The 6,319-nt window shown below is 68.3% G+C and carries 5 protein-coding genes; all 5 read left to right on the top strand.

Annotated elements, in window-relative coordinates:
- The first annotated feature begins 26 nt into the window (after positions 1–26).
- On the top strand, positions 27–962 hold the full coding sequence (locus C458_RS10090; protein ID WP_008575395.1) for a deoxyhypusine synthase: 936 nt from the start codon (positions 27–29) through the stop codon (positions 960–962).
- A 76-nt stretch (positions 963–1,038) separates the two neighbouring features.
- Positions 1,039–2,124, top strand: a complete 1,086-nt coding sequence (locus C458_RS10085; protein ID WP_008575393.1) for a hypothetical protein — start codon at positions 1,039–1,041, stop codon at positions 2,122–2,124.
- Positions 2,125–2,414: 290 nt separating this feature from the next.
- Positions 2,415–4,109 (top strand): L-lactate permease, encoded by a 1,695-nt coding sequence (locus C458_RS10080; protein WP_008575391.1) that lies wholly within the window; start codon positions 2,415–2,417, stop codon positions 4,107–4,109.
- Positions 4,110–4,227: 118 nt separating this feature from the next.
- Positions 4,228–4,773: a hypoxanthine/guanine phosphoribosyltransferase gene (hpt, locus tag C458_RS10075; protein WP_008575389.1), complete on the top strand. Its 546-nt coding sequence runs from the start codon at positions 4,228–4,230 to the stop codon at positions 4,771–4,773.
- Between the two features lie 147 nt (positions 4,774–4,920).
- On the top strand, positions 4,921–6,309 hold the full coding sequence (locus C458_RS10070) for a uracil-xanthine permease family protein (RefSeq protein WP_008575388.1): 1,389 nt from the start codon (positions 4,921–4,923) through the stop codon (positions 6,307–6,309).
- Positions 6,310–6,319: the final 10 nt, after the last annotated feature.

Genomic DNA, 6,319 nt, shown 5'->3' with positions numbered 1-6,319 from the left:
TCAGAGATGTGTATAAGAGACAGGGCATGACCGTCGGCGAGTTGGTCGAGCAGTACGGCCACGCGGGCATCGGCGCGGCCGACGTACACGAGGCCGCCGACATCTACGCCGAGATGCTGGCCGACGACGACTGCACGGTGTTCATGTCGCTGGCCGGCGCGATGGTTCCGACCGGGATGCGCAAGGTCGTCTCCGACCTCATCCGCGACGGCTACGTGGACGCCCTCGTGACGACGGGCGCGAACCTCACCCACGACGCCATCGAGGCCATCGGCGGCAAACATCATCACGGGTCTCAGAACCACGGCGAGAAGACCGAACGCGAGCACGACGAGACGCTCCGCGACGAGGAGGTCGACCGCATCTACAACGTCTACCTCCCGCAGGAGCATTTCGCGCTGTTCGAGTCCCACCTTCGCGACGAGGTGTTCCCGGCGCTGGAAGAGGAAGGGACCGTCAGCATCGCCGCCCTCTGCCGCGAACTCGGTCGCGCCAACAGCGAGGTCAACGACCGCGAGGGAATCGAGGAGGACGCCGGCGTCGCCGCCGCGGCCTACGAGGCCGACGTGCCCATCTACTGTCCGGCGGTGCAGGACTCCGTCCTCGGCTTACAGGCGTGGATGTACTCGCAGACCTCGTCGTTCTCGCTGGACGCGCTGGCCGACATGACGCCGCTGACCGACCTCGCGTACGACGCCGACACGGCCGGCTGTCTCCTCGTCGGCGGCGGCGTCCCGAAGAACTTCACGCTCCAGACGATGCTCGTCACGCCCGGCGCGTACGACTACGGCGTCCAGATAACGATGGACCCCGCCGCGACCGGCGGCCTCTCGGGCGCGACGCTCGACGAGGCGCGCTCGTGGGGCAAACTGGAGAAGGACGCCCGCAACACGACGGTCCTCGGCGACGCGACCATCATGCTCCCGCTTCTCGTCGCCGCGGCGCGCGAACGCATCGAGTAGTCGGCAACGAGCGCCGTTCTCAACGCCGAGAACCGGGCGCAAACACCTAACAGCCTCGCTCGGCACCTCGGACGCAATGACAGCGCCCCGTCTCACGTCGGTCGTTTCGGACCGCACCGACATCGAACTCGCCGCCGTCTTCGAGCGCGTTTGGAGGGCGCGTGGCTACCAGACGCGCGTCCGCTTCCGCGGTCCTGACGTACACGTGGACGCTGTCGGGAAGACGCCAGAGGGCGCGAAACGCGAGCTCCGAATCTGGATTACGTCGACGGGACCCGTCACCGCGGACAAGGCGAGCGCGTTCGTCCGGCGGTGCGAGCGCGCCGGTATCGAACCCTACGTGGCGGCGGTCGGCGGCGGCCGCGTCGCACCCGACGCCCACCGCCCCGGGCTCGTCGTCCTCGACGCACCGGCCATCGCCGTCGAAATCCGCGAGACGGGCGTCGAGTCGTTCGTCCGCGACCTCGCCGCCGAGGGAGACGGTGCGAGCGACGGCGAGAGCGGGGGTCTCGGCTCCGAAGGCGACGGCGACGCCGAAGACCCGGACGCCCCGGAGGACGACGAGGCCGACCGACTCACCCGCCGCGAGGCACTCACGCAGGCCGGCACCTACGTCGCCGGCGGCCTCGTCACCTACCTCGCCGTCGAGCGCGTCTCCGATTTCGTCCAGCGGTCCCCGAAACTCCGCGCCGCGGTCGCCCGCCGTGTGGCGTGGCTCGACGCCCGCCTCCCGGACGTGCGCCTCCCGACCGTCGAGTGGTCGGTCCCGACGCCGCAGCCGCTCTCGGAGAAGTCGACCCTGCCGAACCGAACGACTGCGGTCTCGACGCCGGCGAACGCGACGACGATTCCCTACGCCGACCTCCGGGAACGCCCCGAGACGTACACGGGGACGGCCGTCACCTACGCCGGCCGCGTCGAGGAGACGATGGAACGCGACGAGGTCCGGCTGGCGCTCGTCGCCGTCGAGGACGACCGGGGACGACTCAGCGGCGACGTGGTCGCTCGCTGGCCGACCGGCCGGTTTTTCGACGACGACATCGGCTTTCGACTGCTCGCCGACGAGCGCGTCCGGCTCTGGGGCGTCGTCGCCGGCGAGGGCTCGATTTCGGGCGGCGTGCAGTACCCCCGCATCGACGTGTCCGTGTTAGAGAAGTCGTGAGCGGGTCGGCTGCGGGGCGGGCGAGACCGATGGTGATTACTCGGGTGCGGAGCGAAAACGAAGTGGCCGATGACGACGGCACCGTTCCGAACCGAACTAGGCACTCGGTGATGCGGAGCCCTATGAGTGCCGAGGCCACTCTCTCACTCGAAGTCCATCAGCCCGCAGCCTGTGTCACGCGACCCGGTGCAGTTGTCGCTCGACTCTCTTAAGCCTGCTTTCGGTTCGACGGGACAGAGAACGGTGCGCGTACTACAACAAACTCGGTCACAAACGCACAGAAAGACACAATGACTTCAGTCGTGATTTTGGCACTCGCGGCGAGCGTCCCAATCGTCGTCGCGTTCGTCCTCCTGGCCGGACTTCGGTGGTCGGCGGCGCGGTCGATGGGGGTCGGGTGGGTGTTGGCGACGGCGCTGGCGTTCGCAGTGTGGGGTATGGAGCCGACAGCGTGGGCGGGAGCCGCGGTGTACGGCGCGCTTGAGGGGTTCAACATCGTCCTCATCGTCTTCGGGGCGATTCTGCTCATGAACTACTTGGAGGTCAGCGGCTCCATCGAGACGATTCGGTGGTACTTCCGCCGGCTGGAGCGCGACCGCCGCATCCAGTTGCTCCTCATCGGCCTCGGCTTCGAGACGATTATCGAGGGCGTCGCGGGCTTCGGGACGCCGGGAGCGCTGGCCGCGCCGCTGTTTATCGGCCTCGGCTTTCCCCCGCTGGCGGCGGCGGTGTTCGGGCTGTTTTTCAACGCGCCGAACCCGCAGTTCGGGGCCGCGGGGACGCCGATTATCGGCGGCGTCAGTCAAATCGAGTCGATTCTCCCGGCGGCGATGGCGGGCGGACCGTTCCGGCAGTTAGTCTCGGCGTGGACCGGCGTCATGACCGGGCTGACGTTCGCGTTCTGGGGGCTCCTCGGCGTGTTCCTGCTGGTCTACTGGTTCGGTGACGACGACGAGCGGTCGGTTCGCGGGGCCGCGCGAGCCGCCGCGCCTATCGCGCCGTTCGCGCTCGTCCTCGGCGGGCTGACCGGCGCGGTGCAGCTCGCCGTCGCGTGGTTCATCGGCCCGGCGCTCCCCGATATCGCCGCCGGGTTCGCCGTCCTCGCCGTCGGCGTCGTGATGGCCGACCGGGACGTGCTCGTCCCGTCCGAGCGGTGGACGTTCCCCGACCGGCGAGGCTGGCTCGACGAGTGGTTAGGCGGTCTCGACCCGTCGTCGCTCGACACCGAAGAACCGCGAAAGCGGATGCCGATCTGGATGGCGTGGGCGCCGTACGTCGCCGTCGCGCTCGTGCTACTGGTCACGCGCTGGCCGACGCTCGACCTCGTGTCCGTCTTACAGGGGTTCGCGGTCGGCCCCTACCGGATATTCGGGTACGAGACGATGGAGTGGTCGCTGGCGTATCTCTACCTCCCGGGGACGATGCCGTTTCTCCCCGTCGCCGTCCTGACCGGCCTGTGCTACCGGATGGACGCCGGCGAGATGGCCGACGCTTGGGTCGAGTCCGGGCGGCAAGTCGCGACGGCGGCGGTGACGCTCGTCGTCGCCGTCTCGCTCACGCAGGTCATGATTCAGTCGAGCATCAATCCCACCGGCACCGTCGGGATGATGAACGTCCTCTCGTTGGTATTGGCCGAAGGTGCGGGGGCGGCGCTTCCCGTCGTCGCCCCGTGGATCGGCGCCCTCGGGACGTTCGTCACCGGGAGCAACACCACGTCGGACATCCTGTTCAACGCCCTGCAGTACAACGCGGCCGCCGACGTCGGTATCTCCCGCGCGCTCGTCGTCGCCATTCAGAACGTCGGCGGCGGCGTCGGCAACATGATTTCGGTGCTCAACATCGCCGCCATCTCCGGCGTCATCGGCATCGCGGGCCGCGAGGGCGACATCCTCCGGAAGGTGGTCGTGCCGACCGTCGTCTTCGCGCTGTTCGCCGGTGCCGTCGGGTCGCTGCTGGTCTACGTCGTCGCCCCCGGCGTGTTCTAGGCGGCGGTGAGGCGGCGGGAGGGCGGCGGGAGGACAGTGGAGCGGCGGTGAGGCGGTCGGGCGACGCCGGTCTCCGAGAGAGCGAACCACTTTTGGGCCGATTCGTGAAACGGACCCCATGCAGCGACTCGAGGAGTCACTACACGAAGCGCCCATCATCGACAAGGACGGCTACTCCTACCTCGTCCATCCAATCAGCAACGGCGTGCCGATGCTCGACCCGCAACTCCTGCGCGAGGTCGTCGTCGGCATCACCCGCGCCGCCGACCTCGACGTGGACAAAATCGTCGCCCCGGAGGCGATGGGCATCCACATCGCCACCGCGCTCTCCCTTCAGACGGACGTGCCGCTCGTCGTCATCCGCAAGCGCGAGTACGGCCTCGACGGCGAAGTCGCGCTCCACCAGACGACCGGCTACTCCGAGTCGGAGATGTTCATCAACGACATCGAAGACGGGGACCGCGTGCTCATCGTGGACGACCTGCTTTCGACCGGCGGGACGCTCGCGGCCATCTGCGGCGCGCTCGACGACATCGGCGCGGACATCTCCGACATCGTCGTCGCCATCCGGAAGGTCGGTGAGACCGCCCTCGACGACACCGACTACGAGGCGACGAGCCTCGTCGATATCAGCGTCGACGAGGACGGCGTCGAGATTCACTGAGCGAGAACGCGCGGTCGGCGCGGTGTTTGTTTTCCCTTCTCGCACGCCGAGTATACATACCCGTGAACAATATTGCCTGTCAACGGTAGTGAAATACGCTCGAACGCGAAACTATTATTGAACGGGAGTCGCTCGTGGCGAGTACAGATGGCAGACGAGAGCGGTGAACTCGGCCTCGAATACGAAATCGACGACCGGCCACCGTTGCTGGAGTCGATTCTCCTCGGGATACAGCACGTCTCGGTGATGATCGTCCCGGCGACCGCCGTGGCGTTCATCGTCGCGGGCGCGGTCGGTCTCGGCGTCGCCGACACGGCCTACGTCGTCCAGATGGTGCTCCTGTTTTCGGGGCTCGCGACCGTGGTCCAGGCGTACGCCGTCGGGCCGGTCGGCTCGCGACTCCCCATCGTGATGGGGACGAGTTTCACCTTCGTCGGCGCGGCGACGACAATCGGCGTCGACTACGGCCTGAGCGCGGTGTTCGGCGCGATTCTCGTCACCGGCTTCGTCGTCGAGGGACTCATCGGCTGGCAGTTCGACCGCATCAAACCGTTTTTCCCGCCGCTCGTGACGGGGCTCGTCGTCGTCATCATCGGCCTGTACCTCGTCCCGGTCGGCATGGATTACGCCGCCGGCGGGGTCGGTGCCGCCGACTACGGCGCGGCGCACAACATCGGCCTCGCGGCGCTCGTCCTCGGCGTCGCCGTCGCGCTCAACCTCTTTACCGACGGCATCACGCGACTCCTGAGCACGCTCGTCGGCATCGCCGTCGGCTACGTCGCGGCGTGGGTGCTCGGCGTGGTGGACTTCGCGCCCGTCGCCGAGGCGGCGTGGTTCGCGATTCCCCGCCCCGGGGCGTTCGGCGTCACCTTCGAACCCGTCCCCATCGTCACCTTCGCGTTCCTGTTTCTCGTCTCCGCGATGGAGACCGTCGGCGACATGTCCGGCATCACCGCCGCCGAGGGGCGCAACCCGACCGACGAGGAGTTCCGCGGCGGCCTCTTTACCGACGGTCTCATGAGCTCCGTCGCCTCGGTGTTCGGCGCGTTCCCCGTCACCTCGTTCTCGCAGAACGTGGGCATCGTCAACTTCACCGGCGTGATGAGCCGGTACGTCGTCGGCATCGCGGGCGTCGTCCTCGCCGTCCTCGGCCTCAGCCCGAAAGTCGGCGCGGCGGTCGCGACCATCCCGAGCGCCGTCTTCGGCGGCGCGGTCCTGCTCATGGCCGGGATGGTCGCCGCCAGCGGCGTCCGCCTCGTCTTCCTCCACACGAACCTCGACCGCCGCAACATGGTCGTCGTCGCCGCCTCGCTCGGCCTCGGCCTCGGCGTCGCCACGCGACCCGACGCGCTCTCGGGGCTCCCGCAGGCCGTCGCGACGTTCTTCGGCGAACCGGTCATCGTGACCGCGCTGACGGCGCTCGTGCTCAACACGCTCGCGCCGGGCGACCAGAGCCCGCTTTTCGACGCGGCCGACGAGTCGGTCGCCGCGGACGCCGCCGACGGCACAGACGGTCGCGCGTCAACCGACGACTGACACACACCGA

It is taken from the genome of Haloferax sp. ATCC BAA-644 (assembly GCF_000336975.1).
Classification (GTDB): domain Archaea; phylum Halobacteriota; class Halobacteria; order Halobacteriales; family Haloferacaceae; genus Haloferax; species Haloferax volcanii.
Note: the sequence above shows the minus strand (reverse complement) of the source record. Positions and strands in the feature narration are given on the sequence as shown.

What these genes read in the sequence shown, in the direction of transcription:
- C458_RS10085 (WP_008575393.1), top strand. Translation starts at nt 1,039, where the DNA reads ATGACAGCGCCCCGTCTCACGTCGGTCGTTTCGGACCGCACCGACATC.
- hpt (WP_008575389.1), top strand. Translation starts at nt 4,228, where the DNA reads ATGCAGCGACTCGAGGAGTCACTACACGAAGCGCCCATCATCGACAAG.
- C458_RS10070 (WP_008575388.1), top strand. Translation starts at nt 4,921, where the DNA reads ATGGCAGACGAGAGCGGTGAACTCGGCCTCGAATACGAAATCGACGAC.
- C458_RS10080 (WP_008575391.1), top strand. Translation starts at nt 2,415, where the DNA reads ATGACTTCAGTCGTGATTTTGGCACTCGCGGCGAGCGTCCCAATCGTC.
- C458_RS10090 (WP_008575395.1), top strand. Translation starts at nt 27, where the DNA reads ATGACCGTCGGCGAGTTGGTCGAGCAGTACGGCCACGCGGGCATCGGC.